Consider the following 21,694-nt stretch of genomic DNA (forward strand, 5'->3'; position numbering starts at 1 on the left):
ACCTCGGTCAACCGGGTGGCCCAGCCGCCGAAGAAACGGGCGTCGTTGCGGGCGCGCTCGGCGGTGCCCCCGTGTCCAACTCGGCGACCGCCGTGGTGGGGTCGTCGGCCTCGAAACCGGGCAGCTCTTTCCACGTCAGGTCGGTGAGTCGGCCCAGGTCCTGCAGGGCGAACCGGCGCGTCTGCCAGCGGTCCCAGGCGGCAAGCACGGGTTCGCGGACCAGGGGTTGGAAATCACGGAAGGTGAGCCAGTACGCGGGCACCGCGGGGCGTTGCGTGACCAGCTGGCCGGTGTACTGCCAGAGCCTGAGCCGGTTGGCCAGGGCCCTGATGTCGTGCTGCTCCAGGACACCGTCGTGGAACAGTTCCCGGGCGCGCGGGCGACTCTCGGTCAGGCGGTCCCGGTGCTGAGCGAAGGAGGTGAGCAGGTGGCCCACCTGTTCCGGTGGGGTCTCGGTCAGCCAGTGCGGGAGCGGGTGGGCCCCCGAGGCGATCTCGGCCAGGACGGAGGCCAGGCGCAGGGCCGAGTCCTGTTCCGTCGGTGCGGGGATACCGGTCCGGTGGGCGGCCTCAGTCAGAGTCATGTCGGCCCCAGCCAGGCGCTGAGCCCAGTCCGCGCACAGCCGCACCGCGTCTTCGGCGCGCTGTTCGGTGAGCGGTTCGAGTGAGGCGACGCCCCACCCCTGGTCGGGTGCGGTCTCGGTGTCCAGCTCGGCCAAGGTGGGCAGGTCCTTGACCGAACGCCAGTCGAAATCGGTCCGCTCCCGCAGCCAGGCCAGACCGGTGAGCCGGTCGGCTACCTCGTTCACCCGGGGCACGACGTCCGCTTCGAGGTCGGGGCAGACCAGCCAGAGTTCGGGGACGTCGTCGCGTTCGGCCAGGATTCGCAGTAGGGGCAGCCAGCGCCGTGCGGCCTTTGGGGAGTCGGGCCGCTGTCCCCCGGTGATCCGCCGCAGCGTGCCGTGGTGCCGGGCGAGCTCGTTGAGTGCTGTGAGGGCCGCGTCCAGAGTTTCCTGGGCAGTGTTGGCCTGACGGATGCCGTGCCAGGGAGATTCCTCGGGTGCGGTGATCAGATCCCACACGTGCGTCATGGAGCGGGCCGTGTCGACGATCCGTTCCCGGCCCTGACGGTCGAAGAGGCTGGGGGCCGGGTCGACCATGCCTAGCTCCGTGTCGGCGGGCAGCCCCTGGGAGAGGAGCGCGATGCGCCCCATGGCCTGGTTGAGGGAAAGGCCGATGCGGGGGTCGATCTCGTTGACGGCCTCGGCGTGCTCGGACAGGCGTGCACGCAGGGCACGGGCCTTGTCGCGTTCGTCGGCGAGGTTGACCGGGAGGGCGCGCACGTCGGCGTGTAGGGATCGTTCCAGGGACTTGGCAATGGCACCGCCCCTGGTCTTGCCGTCGTGCAGGGCCAGGGCGGCGATGTCGACACCAATGCCGACCAGGCGTGACTGGACGACCTCCAGGGCGGCGGCCTTCTCGCTGACGAACAGGACGGTACGCCCCGCCCCGATGAGCGCGGCCACGAGGTTGGCGATGGTCTGGCTCTTGCCGGTTCCCGGAGGGCCGTCGAGGACGAAGCTGCGCCCGTCGAGGGCCGCGGCCACGGCACGCCGCTGGTAGGCGTCCGCGTCCAGGACGAGGGGGGCGATCTCGGGTTCCTGCTGATGGTCGAGAAGTTCCAGGGGTTGGAGGTCGTACTCCAGGGTGGCCGCGCTGATGTGGTTCTCCGGGGCGGCGGCGACCGCCTGGACGATCGGGTGGCCCAGGATGGCCTCCTCGTTGTCCTTCAGGTCCCGGTACATCGTCTCCTTGTGGAAGGTGAAGGGCGCCAGGACGACGTTCTCCTCCACCGACCAGGAGCGCTGTTCACCGACGCACTCGCGCACCGCCGCGAAGAGCGGCTCCAGTTCGTCCAGGGGCACGTCCTCGACGACGCCCCAGTCGATGCCGAACTCCTGGAGCTTGATGCCCAGTGCGGGGTTGAGCAGCGGCTCGGCGGCGTTGGAGGCGACCAGGCGATACCGGCCCCGATCAGTGAGCTCCAGCTCCACCGGGACGAGCAGCAGCGGGGCCTCGGAATGGTCCTGTTCGCTCGGGCCCTTCCAACGCAGGAAGCCCACACCGAGGTAGAGGATCCAGATACCCGTCTCGGTCTCGGTGGTGCGGCTCTGTTTGCGCAGCCGGGCCAGTGCCCGATCGAGATCCTCCTGGTAGGCGCGCTGGGTGCGGATCCCAGCTCGTGGGCTGCGGAGAGCAGGAGACCGGGTCGGTTCGGCGCCCTCCGCCGCTTCCTCGCTCTCCGCTTCGCTGTCCTTCTTCGAGGGGAGCAGAGCGAATTCGAGGCCGCGGGCCAGCTTGCCCAGCAGGTCCATGTAGCCGGGTTCGTGGATCGCCAGGGTCGAGGCCTTGGTGTGCCGGAAGTTGAGCAGTCTGTTGCGCCTACTGAGGTCGAGGAGTTCCTCGCGCCAGGCCTCAAGGCGTCCACGGAGTTCGTCCCTGATCTCCCGGGGTTCGCTGTCCATCCGCACCGTTTTCTCGTTGTTGCCTTCCGCACCCAGAAGCTACAGGCGCCACAGTGGTGACGCGAGGGCGTTGGGAGCAGTTGTCCGGAATCGGGGAACAAGCAGGCTACAAAGTGGGAGCAACCACCCACGAGCGCTCCGTCTCAGACCCCGCCATGGTCGCGGACGAGAGCGATCATGCTCTTCAGTTGAACCACGCAGCCTTCGGGGAGGGGGTCGGGGTTGAAGTGCATGACGTCGTTGCGGATGGTGACGATGGCGTCGAGCTGCTTGATGAAGGCCGCACGGTCGAGGGGCCACCCCAGGCGCTCCCACGCTTCGGGGCTTTCCAGCACCCTCTTGTAGTCGCCCATGGTGAGGTTGTTGACCGACTTCAGTTCCGGCCTCCCCTGCTCGGACGCGGCGCACAACTTGTTGATCAGAGCCATCGGGACGTTCTCCGCGATGGTGCGGCGCAGGAGGGTGTCGATGACCCCGATGAGCAGGAAGGGAATGGCCGCGTCGCTGTAGCGCTGGGCCACGTCGGTGGTGGTCACGATCCCGCTGATCCGGCCGTCCTCCCCGTTGACGAGCACGAACCCCCGGTCCTGGATCTCCGGAATGACGTCCAGGAGTTCCCGGTGGGACTCCACCGGGTCACAGGGCTCCGTCGCCTGTCTCAGGGAACACCTCGGATCCACGTTCATCGCCCTGGCAAGGCTCTTCCAGGTCACCACCCCGCGCAGCACACCTGACTTGTTCTTGCTCAGGACCGGAACCTGGGAGTAGTCCTTGAGCAACATGATCGTGAGGGCCTCCTGGACACCGGCGTTCTCCCGAACCGTCTGGACCTTGACCCTGGCGCTCGGGAGGGCACCCACCGTGGGGCTCAGGTGATCGTGCCCTTCCAGGGTGTGCACCAGCTTGATCGCGTCACCCGGCCGGGCCTCCATCAGGCCGGGCCGCGTCGTCAGGCCGTGGTTGGCCAGGTCCACCTCGATCAGCTGCATGAGCCCCTGGCCTCTGCGCGTGGCTCCCCAGAGCCCGATGAGCTCCTGGACGGGAACGCTCTCCGGCGCGTGCTCGTCCGCACGGGCGCGGGCCTGCTTGAGGCGCTTGTGTCGCTCCAGCGCCAGGGCCAGGTGACCGTTGCCCTCCTCCTTGCGCTCCTTCTTGGCCTGCTTCTCAAGGAACGTCTGACGAAGGTCGTCCAGGGTCTTGCCGTCCTTGCATCGCACCCAGGTCGACCATCCGTCGATGCCGGCCTCTCCCGTCGCCTCATGAGCTGCCTTGTGCGGGGAAACAAATACTCGTTTGTCGGCCAGCATGATCTGACCCTCGGAGGTCAGGCGAGCGATATTTTCGGCTTTCTCGCCATCTTCACCGATGACTCCGAGAACCAGCTCGTCACCTTTCCCCAGGAGGCCATTGATCATCAGATCGACAACCGCGACCTGGCGCCCTCCAGAAAGATAAGAGCCGTCATCCGAGCTTCTGCGCGCGGCCATGGCAAACCCCCAGGAATCCAGCATTGCCACCACCGAGTATGCGCCTTCTCCGACTTTTTGTCACCGTCATTGGTCTCTTATTTACCTCGATCAGTGGCCGGACCCGGCCATCCGCATACCCGCACCCAGTAACAACCGGTCGAGCCCCGGGAACCCGCACAGCGGAACCCGGAGTCAGCAAAAGCCAAACCCATGAAAGAATAAACAAAAACATGGATTGACACCCTACCACCAACTCCCTAGCCTAAAAAGGGAGGAGGAAACCTCCAGATATCGCCGGAGGCGGCCATGGCAGAACCCAGCCCCACCGAAATATCTCCTATGCCCTATGCGGAGATACCCGGATTTCTACGCGACCAGGAATCGCGGTTGCGACCGAAAGCCAACAAGGCAAGCCTCGTTTACCAGGTACCCGTTCGGTCGACCGACCTCCGGAAACTCGCGCATGCTTTGGGCCGCCATTTCGTTCGGGAGATCTGCCATGGCGAGGCACCCGGGATCCAACGGTGGCCGGCGTGCACGGCCCTGGTCACGGTGGGCGCCGCGGTCGAGACCTACGCCGCGGGAACCTTCTGGGACCACCTCTGGGAGTTCACCGGGGTTCAGTCTCACCTGAAACAGAAGCAGTCACCCGCCAGGGCCTGGGGCGAGGGGTTCCTGCTCTCGCTGCGGCGGATCGGGCTGCCCGACGCGGTGCCGGGGACCAGGAAGCGGAACAAGTACGTCGCCGCCGCACTCCTGCACGCCGGGATCCCCACGCACTGCCTCGACGACTTCTTCGACCTGCTCCTCGACTACAGGGAGCGGACTCTGTTCACCGACGCCGAGGCTTTCCGGGTCTGGGTGAACGACAGCAGCGGGCGGAGGGCCCGGCTGGACACGCCCGTGCGACACTTCCTGGCCTCGGACGCGCACCACGTCCTGGAGACCATCCGGCGAAGCGATCGGGTGCTCAGCCTCTTCGAACGGGGAGAGACGAGTGTTCCGATGGGCGAGGGCGACCTGCCGCAGCGGTTCGACCAACCGGCCCGCAACGCCCTGGCCCGCAGATTCGCACTCGGATGTGCCGCGCCGCGGCGGCCCGACCACGGTCTCCTGCTGGACCGGGAGCGGGAACAGGTCGTGGTTCACCTTCCGGCCCACACCCACTGGCAGGTGCGCACCGCCGACGGCACACGGATCGAGGCGCAGGGCGTGTCGGAGGAGGACGAGGCCGGGGACGACCACCCCGTGCACCCGCTGTCCTCCCCCACGGCGGCGTTGCGGATCGGCCCCGCCGGAGGTGAGGCACACCAGGTCGACCTCATGCCCGCAGACGACCAGCTACTGCTGTTCACCGACTCAGAACCACACCGCTGGATCCGACCGCACCGGGAACTGCCCACGGGGCGGCTGTGGGCCCTGCACCCCAACGACCGGCTGCTGGGTTCGACCGGGGTCCGCGCCCTGTACTCAGAGTCCATGCCGGGCTGGGGCGGGTGGACCTGCTCACTCCTGGAACTCGACGACAACTCCTGGATCCGGGTGGCGGCGGGACCGATCCACCGGTTCCGGGGGACGGGCGGCTTCGGGCTGGCCTTGAAAGCGAGTTCCGCTCTGCCCGGGGTCGAGGACGAGGACGGCACCCCGGTCCACAGCGCCTTACCTGAACTGGTCCTTCCCGAACGCCCCGCGACGACGTGGACCGTGGAGGTACTGGTCAGGCAGAGTGGCGGCCTCACCCTCCGATACTCCTTCGAGGCCCCCTCCGGAACCAGGGTTTCACCCCTGGAGCGCCTGCCGGAACCACGGCTGGGAACCTTCACCGTCAAAGCCAGCTGCCCCGAAGGGCTCAAGCGGAGCTGGCCCGTGGCCCTGGCTGAAGGGGTGGAGGTGCACGTGCACCCACCGCTGCGGCTCTTCGAGTACGAGGGTCTCCAACCCGGACGAGCACAGCTGCACGTGCCCGGGGCCCTGACCGCGAAGCCCGCGCGGATGACGTTCTCCGCCCACCGCACCACCCGCAGGTGCAGAGTGGAGTCGCTGTTCGGCGCGCTCCCGATCCGGGTGAGCGTGCCCCATCTTCAGGTACGGATCGATGACGGCCCGTGGCACGACCGACCGCTCCAGCTCACCCCCGAGGAGCTCCGCGGCGCCGCCGGTCTGGCGGTGCGGATCTCAGACGAGACGAGTCGGCTGCCCCGCCCCCAACTGATGATCGCCGCGGCGGACAGCACCGAACTCCAGCAGATCACCCCCTTGGGCCGGTCCGCGGGCAACACGCACGCGTTCGCGGTCGCCCGGCTGAGCGAGACGGCCGCCCAGCACTCCCACACCGAGCTCATGCTGGTCCTCCCCCAGGGGGTCACCCGGGTGGCCGAGGTCAACCCGCCACCACTGGCTCAGGAGGCGCGTTTCGAGGACGAGTACATCCAGTTCACCGGAGTCACCCCGGGCATCCAGATGGAGGCGGCCCTGTATGCCTGGTACGCGCCCTGGCGCCCGCCCGTGCTGCTCGGCGTGGACGGGAACGGACGCGTGTGCACCGAGGAGCACCCGGAGATCGGCGGTCCGGTCCGGGTCCTGCTCCAGGAGGTGGACCCGTGGTCCGCGCGGGCGCGCCAGTGGCCTTCATGGCCCACCAGCGGTGACGGCACCATCCTGGAGTATGAGATGCCGGGCCGACCGAACAGCGCCGATCTGGACGAGGACCTGCTGTGCCGCTTCCTCGCCGGGGGCGGGGCGGCCTGTTCCGTGGACGACGTGATCACCCCGCACAACCGAGCCCGTACACGCCAGCTCCCCAGGGCCTTCACCGAGGAGGCGTCCGAGGTTCTGCGCGGCCGGGTCGCGCTGCTCGGCCGCTTCCGCCGCGGCCCGTCGGCGTCGTCCCCCGCCCGAACCCACACCACCGTGAAGGCCCTCTCCTTCGAGGACTTCCTGGAGTCGATGCCCCCAGTCCGTGTAGGCGTTCCGGAGCTGGTCCTGAACGGTACCGTGAGTTCGCCGCCCCGGTTCCGACCGGGAGCGGCGCAGGCCGCGCAGGCCTGGCAGGCGCACCCCGTGATCGCGGCGCTCCACTCCCGTGACTGGATCCGGGGTACTCCGTTCGGCTCCGCGCATGTGGATGGGGCGGATGCGGCGGACCCACTGGCGGAGATCGTGCGGCGCTGCGGCGCCGACGCGGTATCACTGCTGGTCGGTCAGCCGCGTCCCGGGGCCGAACGGGTACTGCGGCTGGCCAGTCCGAGTTCCTTCAACCAGTCCTGGCGAACACACCTGAACGAGGCCTTCGCGCCCACCCGCACACCCATCCCCGAGCTCCTCGACCCGGGGGTGCTCATGGCGGCCATGATCAGGTGCTTCCAGTTGTCGCCGAAGGCCCGCAGGCACTTCGTCCAAGGCGGCCACGGGGTGGATCTCACCCTCTTCCAGGCCTGCGCCGAGCTCGTGCCCGCCCTGGGTGACAGCCTGCGGCGGGAGCTCGACCACCGCCGGACCCTGGCCCAGCGCTACCCCGGTCACCTGCCGCTGCTCTCCCTCGCCCTGGCCGTCAACGGACGCCTGGCGGCCCGGCCCCACCCCCCAGAGGAGTGTGTCCGGCTCGCCAGGAGCCATCACCGTTTCTGGGCGGAGCTGGCCAAGTGCCTACCGGAGCTGGTCGCCCTCGACATCGTGCTCGCCGAACTCACCGCTGCGGGGGCCGAGCGAGCACTACTACAGGCAGGGAGCAGGGTGTGAGTACCGAAGGTGTGCGCACCGAAACCGTGGAGACCCTCGATCCGGTGGCGGTCGGCGCCGCGATCAGCGCGGGATACCGCCGCTACCTGCGGTCACTGCTCCCACTCAGGGACCGGGCACTGGCCCGGGCGCTGAACGAGGAGATCGACAGAAGCCCGCTGCTGAGTAAGGGACCGCTGTTGGAAGTCACCCCGGCCTATGCGACCGGGGCGACACCGAGGCAGCTGATGGCGGAAGGGGTGCTCACCCAGGGATTCACAGCCGCCCTGGACCTGAACCGGCCCCTGTACGTGCACCAGGAACAGGCGATTCGCAAGGTCGGGGCGGGGCGGAACTTGGTGGTCGCCACCGGTACGGGTTCGGGGAAGACGGAGAGCTTTCTGGTGCCGATTCTCAACACCCTGGAGAAGGAGCACGAACGCGGAGAGCTGGGTCCCGGTGTGCGCGCCCTGCTCATCTACCCGATGAACGCGCTCGCCAACGATCAGCTCAAACGGCTGCGAGGGCTCTTGGCGCGCAGCCCGCACATCACTTTCGGGCGCTACACCGGTGAGACCCGTAACAGCGTCAACGACGCGCACAACAGCTTCCGGTCGCTGCACCCGGGGGCCGAGATCCTGCCCAACGAGCTGTTGAGCCGCGAGGAGATGCGGGAAAACCCGCCACACCTGCTCCTGACCAACTACGCGATGCTGGAGTACCTGCTCCTGCGCCCAAAGGACCTAGATCGTTGATGGGAGTTTTCTGGAACTCCTGCGCCCATGACGAAGGGCGTCAAGGATCGGTGTGTGACGACCAACCTTGACGCCCTTCTGACCGCACTCTACGTCCATCTGGACGACCACGTCCTGCCTTCGCGTGAACAACCCCGCAAACGCGGCCCCAAAAGGCTGCTCACCGACCCAGAACTCGTGTGCGTGGCCATCGCCCAAGTCCTGCTGCGCCATGACTCAGAGCGCCACTGGCTGCGCGCCGCACCGGCCCGGATCGGCCACCTCTTCCCCCGCCTGCCCGGCCAGTCCGAGTACAACCGCCACCTGCGCGATCTGGCACCGGCCCTGTTCACAGCAGCGATGTGGTTGGCCAGGGCCGTGCCTACCTGGTGGGAGCGGCTGCGGTTGATGGACGGAACCCCACTGCGCTGCGGTGCTTCGCGCACCACGGTCAACCGCTCCATGCTGGGCGAGATCGCCGGATACGGACGCGACGTCTCCCACCACGCCTTCTACTGGGGCGCCAAGCTCATGCTCATCACCACCACCGAGGGAGCGGTGTGCGCGTTCAGCCTGGCTCATCCCAAAGAGCTGGACGAGCGTGCTCAGGCCCTGCACCTGCTGCACGTTCAGGCCTGCGCTCCCGGGCCGGCCCCGATCGTGTGTGACAAGGGCTTCGCCGGAGCCAAGATCGAGGCTGATGCGGCTGAGCTGGGTTATCTACTCATCCGCCCGATCCGCGAGGATGAGCCCGAACCCGACGTGAAGGTGTTCCCCTCCTGGCTGCGCCAACGCGTTGAGGCGGTGATCTGGACGTTGAAGAACCAGCTGGGGTTGGAGCGTCACGCGGCCCGCACCACGGAAGGGTTGTGGGCGCGCACCTGTCAGAGGATTTGCGCGCTCAACGCCGCGATCTGGCACAACTGGTTGATCGGTGCCCCGGTCAAGCGGTCCCTGATCGCCTACGACCACTGACCAGGACACCAAACCCCCATCAACGATCTAGACCTGTTCGAGGGCGCGCACGCGGGGCACTGGCGCTTCATCGCCCTGGACGAGGCCCACGTCTACGACGGGGCCAAGGCCGCCGAGATCGCCATGCTCCTGCGCCGGCTGCGCGACCGGGTCGCGCCCCGCAGGAAGCTGCAGTGCATCGCGACCAGCGCGACCGTCGGCGATAAAGCGACCGAGGTGATGACGTTCGCGAGCAAGCTGTTCTTCAACTCCCCCTTCGTCTGGAAGGACGGGGTACCAGAACAACAGGACCTGGTCCGCGCCACCCTGCGAAGTGCCGAGGAGCTCCCGGAGTGGGGCCCGTTGCCCGTCTCCGCCTACAGCTCTCTGCTGGACGAGGCCGACCCGGGCCCAGCACTCACCGGGATCGCCGCCCTCTCCCACGGGGTGGATCCGGCGGCTCCCACGGCCCTGCTCGCCGCGGAGATCAGGATGCGGCGGTTACGCGAAATACTGGCCAGCGGCCCTTGCTCCCTTCCGGACCTGGCCGATCGGGTGTTCGGCGCCGATACCGACCCGCCGGTCTTGGAGGAGAGGCTCAAGGCTCTGACGGCTTTGGTGGCGTTGGGCAGCCGATTGCGGGGAGCCGATGGTACTCCCCTGCTGTCCGCCAGGTACCACTTGTTCACCAGGGCTACCGACGGCGCCTTCGCCTGCCTTCACAACGAACGTCCGCACGTCTCCCTGGCCAGGCACGAGACCTGTGCCCGCACAGGTTGCGGCCGACCCACCTTCGAGTTGGCCGCCTGCCAGCGGTGTGGCGACTCCTACCTGGTCGGGGTGGTCCACAAGGAAGAGGAGCCGTCCCGGTTCCTTCCACAGCGGACGGATCGGGAGCCCGTGGTCTGGCTTCACCTCGGAGAGTCCGTCGACTCCATGGACGAGGACGACGACACCTTGGCGGGGAAGGACACGGCCAAGGTGTCCGAGCGGTATCTGTGCACGGGGTGCGGGACTCTGACCGGGAAACCCGACTCCCCCTGTCAACCGAACTGCCTGGACCGTGCAGTACGTCCAGCTCAGCAGTTCCGGTCCTCCGAGAAGGGGACCGCCCACTGCCTCACCTGTGGTTATCGCGGGGTAGGCGCTATCAAACGCTTCCGCAGCCGTGAAGACGCTGCTACCACGGTGGTCGCCACCACCCTCTACCAGGCGCTTCCCGAAGACAGTGACTCCGAAATCGCCAATCAGCCCGGCGGGGGACGCAAACTCCTCGCTTTCAGCGACAGCCGCCAGGCAGCCGCCTACTTCGCACCTCGTTTGGAGGACGACTACCAGTTACTGCAACGGCGGCGGCTGATACTTCAGGGCCTTCTCGAAGCCGGGGACGTCCCTGGTGGACTGTCTGTCCGGGACACCACCGAGAAGGCCATGGAGACGGCCGAGCGGGCTCACTGCTTCAGTCACCTGGACTCCCACACGACCAGAATGCGCGAAGCCGGGCTGTGGGTGATGAGCGAGCTGATCTCAACCACCGAACGACAGTCTCTGGAAGGTCGCGGGCTGATCCGGGTGGAGATGCTCAGACCGGAGGAGGACGTACTGGCGCCGGGGTCCGCCCGCCTTCTCGGATTGGAGATGGCGGAGGCCTGGGACCTACTGGGCGAGCTGGTCCGCACCGTGCGGCTCCAAGGGGTCGTGACCATGCCGGACGGGGTGAAGCCCAACGATCCCGCCTTCGATCCACGGTTGGGCCCTATCTACATGCGGGGCGACGGAGCACACAGCAAACGCAAGCAGTTGAGCTGGTCCCCTTCGTCCAAGACCAGGAACAACCGACGCCTGGACTACCTCACCCGAGTGCTAAGGGAGACCGGCTGCGACCTTGACCCCAGGGAGGTCCTGGCGAAGTTGTGGGCTCTGCTCCGTGACACACCCCAGGGATGGCTGGCCACGCACAACTCCAAGCAGACCGGTGTGGTGTACCAGGTTGACCACACCTTCCTCCGTATCACTCCGGTGGGACCGGACAACACGCCTTTCGAATGCGATTCCTGCCGCAAGCCGAACCCGGTATCGGTGCGCGGGGTGTGTCCCACGATGAACTGCACCGGCAAGCTCGTTCCGATGGATCCCACTGATCCCGAGCTGGACCGGGACCACCACCGCCACTTGTACCAGAACATGAACCCGGTCCCGCTCCACGCCCAGGAACACACCGCGCAGTGGACCAACACCGAGGCGGCCACCATCCAACAGGACTTCATCAAGGGGAAAGTGAACGCCCTGTCGTGTTCGACCACCTTCGAACTGGGGGTGGACGTCGGTGAGCTGCAGGCGGTTTTCATGCGGAACATGCCGCCGACCACGGCCAACTACGTGCAGCGCGCGGGCCGTGCCGGACGGCGGGTCAGTTCCGCGGCGCTGGTCGTCACGCACGCGATGCGGCGTTCCCACGACCTCTTCCGCTACCAGCGACCCGAGGAGATGATCAGCGGTAAGATGCCCACGCCCTTCGTTCCCCTGGAAAACGTGCGAATCGACCGCAGGCACGCGCACTCGGTGGCGCTGTCCGCATTCTTCCGACACCACTTCCAAGAAAGCGGCGTGCTCTGGAACAAGGTGGGCGACTTCTTCTGCCCCGCCCAGGAGAGCGGCCCGTCGCCGACACAGCTGCTGGGCTCGTTCCTAGACCCGGTACCCGACCGCATCACCCGGTCTCTGGAGCAGATCCTGCCCGCGGAAGTGGCCCGTCACATGGACCTCGCCGGCCAGGCCTGGGCCGAAGAGCTCGTGAGCATGGTCAAGAAGGCCCAGGCGGAGGTCGAACGTGAACTGGAGTGGCTACGGAAGAGGCGGTTGAAGTCATTCGAGGAAGGAAACGACCGGCTGGCCGGACACTTCCGCAGGACCGCCAACACGATCCGCGGCAGAGACCTCCTGGGGTTCCTGTCCACCAAGAACATCCTGCCCAAATACGGGTTCCCGGTTGACACGGTGGAACTGCGCACGGTGCACGCCGACGCCACCGGCGCGAAACTCGAACTCACCCGCGACCTCACCGCGGCCATCCACGAGTACGCGCCCGGGTCATCAATCGTGGCTGGCGGCAAGCGGTGGGTCTCCGCCGGTGTGTACCGTCTACCCGACCGAGGATTGCCGGAGTACCACTACAGGCGCTGCCCCGACTGCGGCTACTTCGAGCAGGCCGACCAGACCGCCCGAAACCTGTCTGCCGCATGCGGTGCCTGCGGCAGCACCAGGGGACGGACGATGGTGTACAGCGTGCCCGAGTTCGGTTTTGTCTCGGCGCCCAAGGCCGAGGCCGTGGGCCGAACTCCTCCGGAACGTTCCTGGAACGGGTTCGTCGAGGTACGCCGACTCGCGGAGCACCCGCAGAAGAAGGCATGGTCGCTGGGCAACGGCGGTCTGGCACACTGCCTGAGCGGGAGCCGGGGTGAGCTCGTGGCGGTCTCCGAGGGAAAGAACTGGGCCGGGTTCCACCTGTGCGAGTGGTGCGGTTGGGGCGAGCCTGTACCGCACAACCGGGCCTTCCCCAAGAAGCACCGCAAACCGGCGAGCGGGGACGAGTGCACCGGACCGATCAGCCTCCGCGCACTGGGACACCGTTACGAGACGGATCTGATGTCGGTGCGGTTCGAGGGGCCGCTCGAACTGGGAGACATTTCCGAAACAGCACGCCAGTCCCTGCTCTACGCGCTTTTGGAAGGTGCCTCCTCCGCTTTGGAGATCAGCCGAGAGGACATCGGGGGCACCGTGCACCACGGTAGGGACCGCAGCAAGAGTCTGGTGCTCTTCGACACCGTTCCGGGCGGTGCCGGTGGCGCCGAGAGGATCTCGAAACACTTCGGCACCGTGCTCAAGGCCGCCTTCGCAAGGGTGAACGAGTGCGACTGCGGGACGGAGACCTCTTGCTACGGGTGCTTGCGCACCTACCGTAACCAGACCGTGCACGACCTGCTCCGGCGCAGGGACGCCCTCAATGTCCTGGGACCCTTGGTAGGGCCCTGACCCATGCCTGAGCCCCCTCCCTTGGGGAGGGCCACCCGTGTGTTTTCCCTACGGGACGGCGGCCCGCGGTGCGATAGCGTCGGGCGAAAGTACCAGGGTGGGGGAAGTACGCGGCATGACCGAGACGGCACGGCACTCGCGGCTGTTGGACGGGCGCTACAGGCTCAGCACCGCACCGCTGGCCCGGGGCGGGATGGGTGAGGTGTGGGAGGGGCGCGACGTCCGGCTGGGGCGGGAGGTGGCGGTCAAGTTCATCCGCTTCCCGCGGGACTGCGACGACGGCGAGCGGGCCGAGCTGGTGCGCAGGTTCACCCGCGAGGCCCGGATCACCGCTGAACTGCAGCACCCCGGGGTGCCCACGGTCTTCGGGATGAGCGCGCCCGAGGAGGAGCAGCCCTACCTGGTCATGCAGCGCATCCACGGGGTGAGTGTGGCCGATCTCGTCGCCGAGCAGGAGCAGCTGTCCGTGGGCTGGGCGTCCGGGGTGGCGGCCCAGGTGTGCGCGGTACTGGCCGTGGCGCACCGGGCTTCGCTGGTGCACCGGGACCTGAAGCCGGGCAACCTGATGCTGGAGCCGGACGGAACGGTGAAGGTCCTCGACTTCGGGTTGGCGGTGGCGCTGGGCCGCACCGACATGTCTCAGATCACCCGGGCGGGGCACACTCCGGGAACACCCGCGTACATGGCCCCCGAACAGTTGATGTCCGGGACGACGAGCGCCCGCGGTGACCTGTACTCCCTGGGATGCACGGTGTACGAGATGCTCACCGGGCAACCCGTGTTCACCGCCTCCACCTCGTTCGCCGTGGCCTCCAAGCAGGTGGGCAAGGACCCGGTCAGGGTGCGTGACCTGCGGCCGGAGGTACCGCCGGAGCTGGCCGAGGTGGTGAACGCCCTGTTGGAGAAGCAGCCGGAGAACCGCCCCGCCGGTGCCGTGGAGGTGTACGAGCGGCTGATCCGGTTCGCTCAGGAACTGGAGCCGATGCCCGGTGTGCTGCACCCGCCGTCGCTGCCCAGCCCGCAAAGGATGTACGGCGCGGCCCTGGCCCGGGTGTTCACACCTGCGCATTCCTGATCTCGGACAATTCGGGTAACGAGTGGGCAACCTGCCCGAACGCCTCCGGTGCCGTGTTCGGGAACGCGTTAAGTTGGTTCCCGATCCCACCCAGGGCCCCCGAAACCCCGACGCTAGGACGACCCACCCGTGGCTCGACTCGCTCTGCACCTGGACCTTCTCAAGGAATTCCCCAACCTCGAAAAACCTGTGCGAGAACGGGTGGGCGAGGTGTTCGCCAAGTTCGAGGAGGCCACGCACGCGGGGCTGCACCTGGAGAAGATCACCGGCGCCCGCGACGACCGTTTCCGCACCATCCGTATCGACCAGTACTGGCGCGGTGTGGTGTTGGCCCCCGAGAGCGGCGATACCTACACGCTCCTGCGGGTCATGGGGCACGACGAGGCCTACGACTGGGCCAAGCGCCGCAAGGCGTCGGTGAACCTGGCCACCGGCGGGGTGGAGATCCGGGACGTGGCGGCTCTGGACGCGAGCCTGCCGCACATGGAACGGATGGCCAGGAGCGCGCCCGAGCGGTTGTTCGAGAACGTCAAGGACTCCGAGCTGCGGCGGCTGGGGATCGACGAGCACACGCTGCCGCTGGCCCGTGTGCTCACCGCGCCGTTCCAGTTGGAGGCCGCCCGCGGACTGCTGCCACCGGTGCAGTGGGACGTCCTGTACGGCTTGGCGTCCGGTATGACACCCGAAGAGGTGTGGGCGGAGCTGGGACCGGCCATCGTCGAGGACGTGGACCCGCACGACCTGGACGCGGCCGTGCGGCGCAGCTCCGACCGGGTACTTCTGGTCGAGGGCCCCGAAGAGCTGATGTCCGCGCTGGCGCACCCGTTCGACCTGTGGCGGATCTACCTGCACCCCGTGCAGCGTTCGGTGGTGGAGGCCTCCTATCGGGGGCCGGCCAGGGTGAGCGGCGGCCCCGGGACGGGCAAGACCGTCGTGGCCATCCACCGCGCGCACCGGCTGGCCCGTACGGGCGGCCGGGTCCTGCTGACCACGTTCACCTCCACCCTGGCAGACGCGCTGGAGTCCAGTCTGCGGCTGCTGGCGGAGAACGACGCCGCCGGGGACGCCGATGAGGTGCTCTCCCGGGTGCGGGTGGAGCACGTGGACCGGCTGGCCAACCGGGTGTTCCGGGAGGCCCACGGCGGGCTCGACCTGCTGTCCCCGCAGCGTGAGCGCCAGCTGTGGGAGCAGGTGCTGGAGGAGCTCGGCCTGGACTTCTCCCCCGGTTTCCTGGCCGAGGAGTGGCGCCAGGTGGTGCTGGCCCGCAAGGTCGAGACCGCCGCCGAGTACCTGGCGGCGAAGCGGACCGGTCGCGGTCGCGGGATGAGCGCGGCCCACCGGGCCCGGGTGTGGCAGGCGATCACGGGGTTCCGCGCGCTGTTGGCGGAGCAGAACCTGTGGACGTACGAGACCGTCACCGAGGAGGCCGCCCGCCTGCTCGGGGAAGAGGGCTCCCGCCCCTTCGAGCACATCGTGGTGGACGAGGCCCAGGACCTGAATCCGGGGCAGTGGCGGCTCCTGCGTGCGGCGGTCGACGAGGGCGCCGACGACCTTTTCATCGCCGGGGACACGCACCAGCGCCTCTACGGCCCGCAGGTGAGTCTGGCGGAGGTCGGAATCAACATCCGCGGACGGTCAGCCAAGCTGCGGATCAACTACCGGACCACCGCGCAGATCCTGGAGTGGAGTCTGGGGCTGATGCGCGGGCAGAGCGTGGACGACCTGGACGGCGGGGCGGACTCGATCTCCGGCTGCCGCTCGGAGATGCGCGGCGCGGAACCGGTGTTGACGGGGTTGGCCACCTGGCAGGCGGAACTGGAACACCTGGTGCACACCGTGCGCTCCTGGACCGAAGCCGGTGTGCTCCCCGGGGAGATCGGGGTGGCGGCCAGGTCCAATCGCGTCGTGGAGCAGGTGGTGGCGGAGCTGGACCGGCAGGGCGTCTCCGCCCGGGCCCTGGCCAAGGGGAACACCCCCGAGGACGAGGTGGCCGTGGGAACGATGCACCGCATGAAGGGTCTGGAGTTCCGGTGCATGGCCGTGGTCGGTGCCGCGGACAGCAAGCTCCCCGCGCCGAAGAGCCTGACACCCGAAGTGGAGGATCCCGGTGCGTACGCGCGCGACCTGATGCGCGAGCGCAGCCTGTTGTTCGTGGCGTGTACGCGCGCACGCGAGCAGCTGAGTGTGAGCTGGCACGAGAACCCGAGCCCGTTCATCGAGGCGATCTTGTCCCCCTGAAGGCGATCTGAAGGCGATGTCCTTCCGCAATACCGGTCTTCCCCAGACGAACCCCTGACGAGAAAGTCACCGCCCCATGGCGAAACTGTCCGTGCTCCTCGACCAGATCGACGCCGGAACCGTCCTCCTGCCCGAGTTCCAACGCGGATACGTCTGGAACCGGGACCAGGTACGTGGCCTGATGCGTTCCATGTACCTGGGCCACCCGGTGGGCAGTCTGCTCATGTGGGAGACCTCCGACGCCGACCTCTCCGCCCGGGGCGGCACCCCCGGCAACGGCCCGTACCTGATGTTGTTGGACGGGCAGCAGCGCATCACCTCTCTGTACGGGGTGATCAAGGGGAACCCACCCGCCTTCTTCGACGGTGATCCCAAGGCCTTCACCGGGGTGTACTTCAACGTGGAGACCGAAGACTTCGCGTTCTACATGCCCACGAAGATGTCGGGCGACCCGCGGTGGGTGAGCGTGAGCGAGCTGTTCGCGCAGGGACCGATCCACTTCCTGCGTAGTCTCCAGGACGCCTACCCCGACCAGACCACCACCTTCCTGGAGAACCTGAACCAGCTGCACCAGGTGACTGGCCGAGAGTTTCACCAGGAGAAGATCACCGGGGTCGACAAGGACATCGACGAGGTTGTCGACATCTTCAACCGGGTCAACTCCGGGGGCACCAAGCTGTCCAAGGGCGACCTGGCCCTGGCGAGGGTGTGCGCGCAGTGGCCGGACGCGCGCAGGGTGATGCGCCAGGCCATAGACGAGTGGGAGAAGGACGGCTACAAGTTCGGCCTCGACTGGCTGCTGCGGGTGGTGACCGCGGTCGCGACCCGCCGCTCGCAGTTCGAGCACTTGAGCAAGGTGGAAGCCGAGGAGTTCCGTTCGGCGCTGGAGAAGTCGATTGCGCACACCGGCACCTTCCTGGAAGCAGTGCGGGGACGGTTGGGGCTCGATCACGACCGGGTGCTCAAGAGCCGTTCCTCGCTCCCCGTGGCGGTCCTGCTCCTGGAGCTCAACGGCGGCGCCTTCGACGACCGGGCCCACCGGGACAAGGTTCTGTACTGGTACATGCACTCTGCGCTGTGGGCTCGGTACAGCGCCACGACCGAGACCACACTGCAACGGGACTACGAGCGGGCGGCGCAGGGCGGGGTCGACGCGCTGATCGATGCCCTGAAGCGGTCTCGCAGCGGGTCTCTAACGGTGCGTCCGGATGACTTCGAGGGCACCCAGGGAGGACGCTTCTACCCGCTGCTGTACCTGCTCGTGCGGGCCCGCGGTGCCCGTGACCTGGGTAGTGGCCAGGTGCTGACTGCGGAGAGCCTCGGGGAGCGCCCGCAACTGCACCGCCGCAACCTCTTCTCCACCGAGCTGCTGCGCGGGCACGAGGGCAAGTCCGACGCCATCGCCAACTTCTGCTTCCTCACCGAGGAGAGCGTCGCCGCCGCGGCAGGCCGCCCACCACACGAGTACCTGGCGGAGGCCGAGGCAGCGCATCCGGGGGTGCTGGCCTCGCAGTGGATTCCGACCGACCCGGAGCTGTGGCATCCGGAGCGCTACGGCGACTTCCTAACGGTCCGCCGGGAACTCCTGGCCGCTTCCGCCCAGGAGTTCCTCGAGGAGCTGTTGGAGGGCTCGGCGTCGGTCGAGGAGGCCACGCTGAGCCCGCTCACCGTCACCACGGAACGGGCGGACGACCCCCGGACGCTTCAGGTCAAGGAACTGGTCGAGGCGCTGCGCGAGGCGGGGTACGCCGAACCGGAACTGGACACCGTGATCAGCGACCCGGTGCGCGGCCGGGTCATCGCCGAAGCAGAGGCCTTCTGGGCCGAAGGTCTCCAACGAGGTGTGGGCAAGCCGGTCGTCCTGGAGCTGGACCCGGAGCAGGCGGACCTGCCCAGGTTGCAGGAGCTGGGCTATGAGGTCTTCACCTCGGTGGATTCCCTGCGGGGGTTCGTCGAGCGCCTGAGCCAGGAGTCCTCCGCTCCGTCCTCCTGGGAGGAGTCGGTCGAGGAGCCCGAGTCCGCGGCGCCCGAGACCACGGACTTCGGCAAGGCCATGCTGTCGCTCTACGAGCGGGCCAAACGCGAGGCCGACTACACCGCCTCCGGCTACCTGGGGATGCTGTCCGAGCTGGGCCCGCTGGGGACGGCTCGCCAGCTGCTGAGCGTTCCGGCAGTCTCCGACGGGTTCGCGAACCTGTGGGAGCGGGGGCGGCTGGATCTGACGGTGGAGGCGCTGGTGCTACAGCCGGAGTTCGCTCCGCTGTTCACCGAGGAGGAGCTGGCGAGGGCACGGACCCGCCTGGAGCAGTTCGGGTACCGGTTCCTGGAGAGCTGATTCCTGGCGGGCCGACCGGCTGGGGAGTGCGGGGCCACCGGGCTGCGCGGGGCGACGGCGTGCCCCTCGGAAACCTTCGGGGGCCCGCCGTCGCCGCCGGGTTACCGGTAGCCGCAGCGCGGTGGCCTGTGCGGGAGCGGAGCAGGCCGGCGGGGACCGCACTGGAGGGACGTGGCGGGGCCCGGTGTGTTCGGGGGCGGCGGACTCGCGGCGAGGCGTTCGATGGAGACGTTCGGGGTCGCCAGGAGGGCGAGCACGAGAAGACCGGAGCAAGGGGCGATGTGTCGCATATGCTCAGCCTCGCAGCGGCCGGGTGTCAATGTGGCTGCCTCGGATGATCACTGATGGCCGTTTCAGGCCAGGTTTACCGGGTGTGGGAACCGGCAATCCGTGGAAGCGCATGCGCTGAGGTGTGGGGAGGACCTTCGGGCGGGACCGTTCGGGGCGGTCTCGTTCACTGGCGCGAAGACCACGGGTCGCGACCTGTCCACAGCGTTGTCACGGCATGGCAGGTCTCGGACCCGGACGCCGGCACCGGCCCGGTGTACGTGGTCGCGGCGACCGGCCCCAAGGTGTACAGCACCACCGACCGGAACTGGACGGGAAAACGGCGCCGAGGCGCGGATCCAGACGACCCGGCCCCAGACCTTCCAGACGGTGTCGGTGAGATCCCCGAGAGAGTCCGTCCCTCCGTGCCGCCGCACGGGCGTTGGGGAGCCACGTTGCAGGGTCACTCTCCGAAGGGTTTCCACTTGGGAAACGCCCTCCTTCATGTGCCCTGATTCCGAATCCGTTGTTCAAACATCACTTCGGATAGCGCTTCGGAGACGGTTCCATGTTTTTCGGGACTGAGGCCCCGAAACCCTTGGGGTACTCCGACCAGGGAGTCCTTGCGATTCTCGGGGAAGTCCCAAGTCCTCAGCTGCCACTGGCAGCTCAGGGGTTGGGGCGCACGGGACAGCCGCATGCTCGGGTGTCCCGTGGGGTCCCGGTCGCGGCGGGACTCGTCCGGTCCTTGAGCCCCGAGTTTCTCCAGCAGATTCCCGTATTGAAACCCCCGTCGCCCGGCGACGGGGGTCAGCGGTCTGTTCGGGCCCTTGACAGGGATCCGACATGGGTGTTCGTGAACCCGTCCCGGTTGCGCCGGGATCGCTCCCCCAGGATGTGCGGGATTCGGTTCCCGCAGACACCCGCCCGTCCGGTCCTCCAGCTCCGCCTGGCTCCCACGGCGGAGGTTCCCGGCCGAACCCGCGCGGTGGCGAGACCAAGAAGTGGTCGGCCCGGAGTACCTGCCCGACCTGCTGGTTTGCGTCCGCCCCGACCTGCGCCGCAGCTTCAGCCGATGACGGCCGGGGCGGAACTCGGCGAGCCTAGGTGAAGATCTCCAACAGCAGGACGATCAGGCCGATGGCGAGCATCGAGAAGAAGATGAAGTAACAGCCCACGTTCCCGGTCGGCCCCGGGTCGCGGGTGGGGCCCCGGTGGATGTCGTTCTTACCGCGTCCGGGCTTGCGCTTCTTCTTGCGGGCGGCCACGTGATCCGTCCTCGTCGTGCGTGGGGGATGTCAGGCAGATGTCAGGGGCGAGCGTGTCACGTGAGACTGGTGTGGGGCAAGCCCCGGCGTGTCAGGAACGCTCGGGTTCCCTGGCCTCCTCGGTGCCCTCCTCCTCGGGAGCCCTGCGTGCCCAGTAGGTGGCCACGGCCGCGCCGGACAGGTTGTGCCAGACCGAGAACAGCGCCCCGGGCAGCGCGGCGACGGGCTCGAAGTGGGTGGTGGCCAGGCTCGCGGCCAGCCCCGAGTTCTGCATGCCGACCTCCACGCTCACCGCGCGGCGGGCGCTCTCGGGCATCCGTCCGAAGTAGCCCACCAGGTAACCGACGGTCAGGCCGAGGGTGTTGTGCGCGATCACGGCCAGGGCCAGCAACAGGCCGGTGGTGAGCACGGCGTCGGCGTTGGCGCCCACCACACCGGCGACGACCAGCACGATGCCGGTGACCGATACCAGCGGCATCAGTGGCAGGAGCGGTGTCACGAAACGCTCGGCGAAGGTGCGCAGCAGCAGGCCCGCGATGACGGGGAGCAGCACGACCTGAAGGATCGACGCGAACAGGGCGCTCGCGGAGACCGGCAGGGTCGAGCCAGCCAGGCCCAGCACCAGCAGCGGGGTCAGGAAGGGCGCCAGCAGGGTGGAGATGGAGGTCATCGCGACCGAGAGCGCCACGTCGCCGCGGGCCAGGTAGACGATCACGTTGGAGGCGGTACCGCCGGGCGAGGCACCGACCAGGATCATGCCGACCACCAGCAGCGGCGGCAGGCCGAAGGCGTGCGCGATGCCCCAGGCCAGCAGCGGCATGACCGTGTACTGGGCAACCACCCCCAGCAGCACGGCCTTGGGGTGCTTGGCCACGATCGCGAAGTCCACCGGTCGCATGGTCAGGCCCATGCCGAACATGATGATCGCGAGCAGCAGGGGGACGTGGGGGGCGATGAGCGAGGTCTGCGCCGGGATGAGCAGCCCTATGATCGCCCCGGCCAGGACCAGGATCGCGAACCACTTGCCGACGAAGTCGGCGACCTTCCCGATGACTGTCATCGCGTACTTCTCCCCACGTCG

Annotated in this window: 11 protein-coding genes; 7 read left to right on the forward strand and 4 right to left on the reverse strand. The window is 68.0% G+C overall.

All coding sequences use genetic code 11. The annotated features are described in order from the left end of the window. Nucleotides 1-7 precede the first annotated feature (7 nt). Nucleotides 8-2,524 carry a DUF4011 domain-containing protein gene (locus tag HNR07_RS09630; RefSeq protein WP_184364463.1) on the reverse strand — a complete coding sequence of 839 codons (2,517 nt, stop codon included), beginning with the start codon at nucleotides 2,522-2,524 and terminating at the stop codon, nucleotides 8-10. A 143-nt stretch (nucleotides 2,525-2,667) separates the two neighbouring features. Next, nucleotides 2,668-4,035: a restriction system modified-DNA reader domain-containing protein gene (locus HNR07_RS09635; protein WP_312894060.1), complete on the reverse strand. Its 1,368-nt coding sequence runs from the start codon at nucleotides 4,033-4,035 to the stop codon at nucleotides 2,668-2,670. A gap of 426 nt (nucleotides 4,036-4,461) precedes the next feature. On the opposite strand from HNR07_RS09635, the gene HNR07_RS09640 reads away from it, so the two are divergent. From HNR07_RS09640 to HNR07_RS09670, 7 genes are all read left to right on the forward strand, one after another. Next, nucleotides 4,462-7,731, forward strand: a complete 3,270-nt coding sequence (locus HNR07_RS09640; RefSeq protein ID WP_184364466.1) for a hypothetical protein — start codon at nucleotides 4,462-4,464, stop codon at nucleotides 7,729-7,731. Further along, complete coding sequence (locus HNR07_RS09645; protein WP_312893712.1) at nucleotides 7,728-8,465, forward strand: DEAD/DEAH box helicase; 738 nt, start codon at nucleotides 7,728-7,730, stop codon at nucleotides 8,463-8,465. The genes HNR07_RS09640 and HNR07_RS09645 overlap by 4 nt, the downstream gene beginning before the upstream one ends. A 54-nt stretch (nucleotides 8,466-8,519) precedes the next feature. Next, nucleotides 8,520-9,419 (forward strand): transposase, encoded by a 900-nt coding sequence (locus tag HNR07_RS09650; protein ID WP_184362068.1) that lies wholly within the window; start codon nucleotides 8,520-8,522, stop codon nucleotides 9,417-9,419. A gap of 123 nt (nucleotides 9,420-9,542) precedes the next feature. Further along, nucleotides 9,543-13,430 carry a Zn-binding domain-containing protein gene (locus HNR07_RS09655; protein ID WP_184364467.1) on the forward strand — a complete coding sequence of 1,296 codons (3,888 nt, stop codon included), beginning with the start codon at nucleotides 9,543-9,545 and terminating at the stop codon, nucleotides 13,428-13,430. Nucleotides 13,431-13,545: 115 nt separating this feature from the next. Further along, nucleotides 13,546-14,505, forward strand: coding sequence for a serine/threonine-protein kinase (locus HNR07_RS09660; protein WP_184364469.1), 960 nt, complete (start codon nucleotides 13,546-13,548; stop codon nucleotides 14,503-14,505). A 129-nt stretch (nucleotides 14,506-14,634) separates the two neighbouring features. Continuing rightward, on the forward strand, nucleotides 14,635-16,743 hold the full coding sequence (locus HNR07_RS09665) for a UvrD-helicase domain-containing protein (RefSeq protein WP_184364470.1): 2,109 nt from the start codon (nucleotides 14,635-14,637) through the stop codon (nucleotides 16,741-16,743). A 76-nt stretch (nucleotides 16,744-16,819) separates the two neighbouring features. Beyond that, on the forward strand, nucleotides 16,820-19,078 hold the full coding sequence (locus tag HNR07_RS09670; RefSeq protein WP_184364471.1) for a GmrSD restriction endonuclease domain-containing protein: 2,259 nt from the start codon (nucleotides 16,820-16,822) through the stop codon (nucleotides 19,076-19,078). 1,370 nt (nucleotides 19,079-20,448) lie between these two features. Here the strand turns inward: HNR07_RS09670 and HNR07_RS09675 are convergent. Both HNR07_RS09675 and HNR07_RS09680 read right to left on the reverse strand, forming a co-directional pair. Then, nucleotides 20,449-20,613: a hypothetical protein gene (locus tag HNR07_RS09675; RefSeq protein ID WP_184364472.1), complete on the reverse strand. Its 165-nt coding sequence runs from the start codon at nucleotides 20,611-20,613 to the stop codon at nucleotides 20,449-20,451. Nucleotides 20,614-20,704: 91 nt separating this feature from the next. After that, the gene (locus HNR07_RS09680; RefSeq protein ID WP_184364474.1) at nucleotides 20,705-21,673 is read right to left on the reverse strand and encodes a bile acid:sodium symporter family protein; all 969 of its coding nucleotides are present in this window, start codon (nucleotides 21,671-21,673) and stop codon (nucleotides 20,705-20,707) included. Between the last annotated feature and the right edge of the window lie 21 nt (nucleotides 21,674-21,694).

The organism is Nocardiopsis metallicus (assembly GCF_014201115.1).
Classification (GTDB): Bacteria; Actinomycetota; Actinomycetes; order Streptosporangiales; family Streptosporangiaceae; genus Nocardiopsis; species Nocardiopsis metallicus.

What these genes read in the sequence shown, in the direction of transcription:
- HNR07_RS09655 (WP_184364467.1), top strand. Translation starts at nt 9,543, where the DNA reads ATGCTCCTGCGCCGGCTGCGCGACCGGGTCGCGCCCCGCAGGAAGCTG.
- HNR07_RS09630 (WP_184364463.1), bottom strand. Translation starts at nt 2,524, where the DNA reads ATGGACAGCGAACCCCGGGAGATCAGGGACGAACTCCGTGGACGCCTT.
- HNR07_RS09635 (WP_312894060.1), bottom strand. Translation starts at nt 4,035, where the DNA reads ATGCTGGATTCCTGGGGGTTTGCCATGGCCGCGCGCAGAAGCTCGGAT.
- HNR07_RS09670 (WP_184364471.1), top strand. Translation starts at nt 16,820, where the DNA reads ATGGCGAAACTGTCCGTGCTCCTCGACCAGATCGACGCCGGAACCGTC.
- HNR07_RS09680 (WP_184364474.1), bottom strand. Translation starts at nt 21,673, where the DNA reads ATGACAGTCATCGGGAAGGTCGCCGACTTCGTCGGCAAGTGGTTCGCG.
- HNR07_RS09660 (WP_184364469.1), top strand. Translation starts at nt 13,546, where the DNA reads ATGACCGAGACGGCACGGCACTCGCGGCTGTTGGACGGGCGCTACAGG.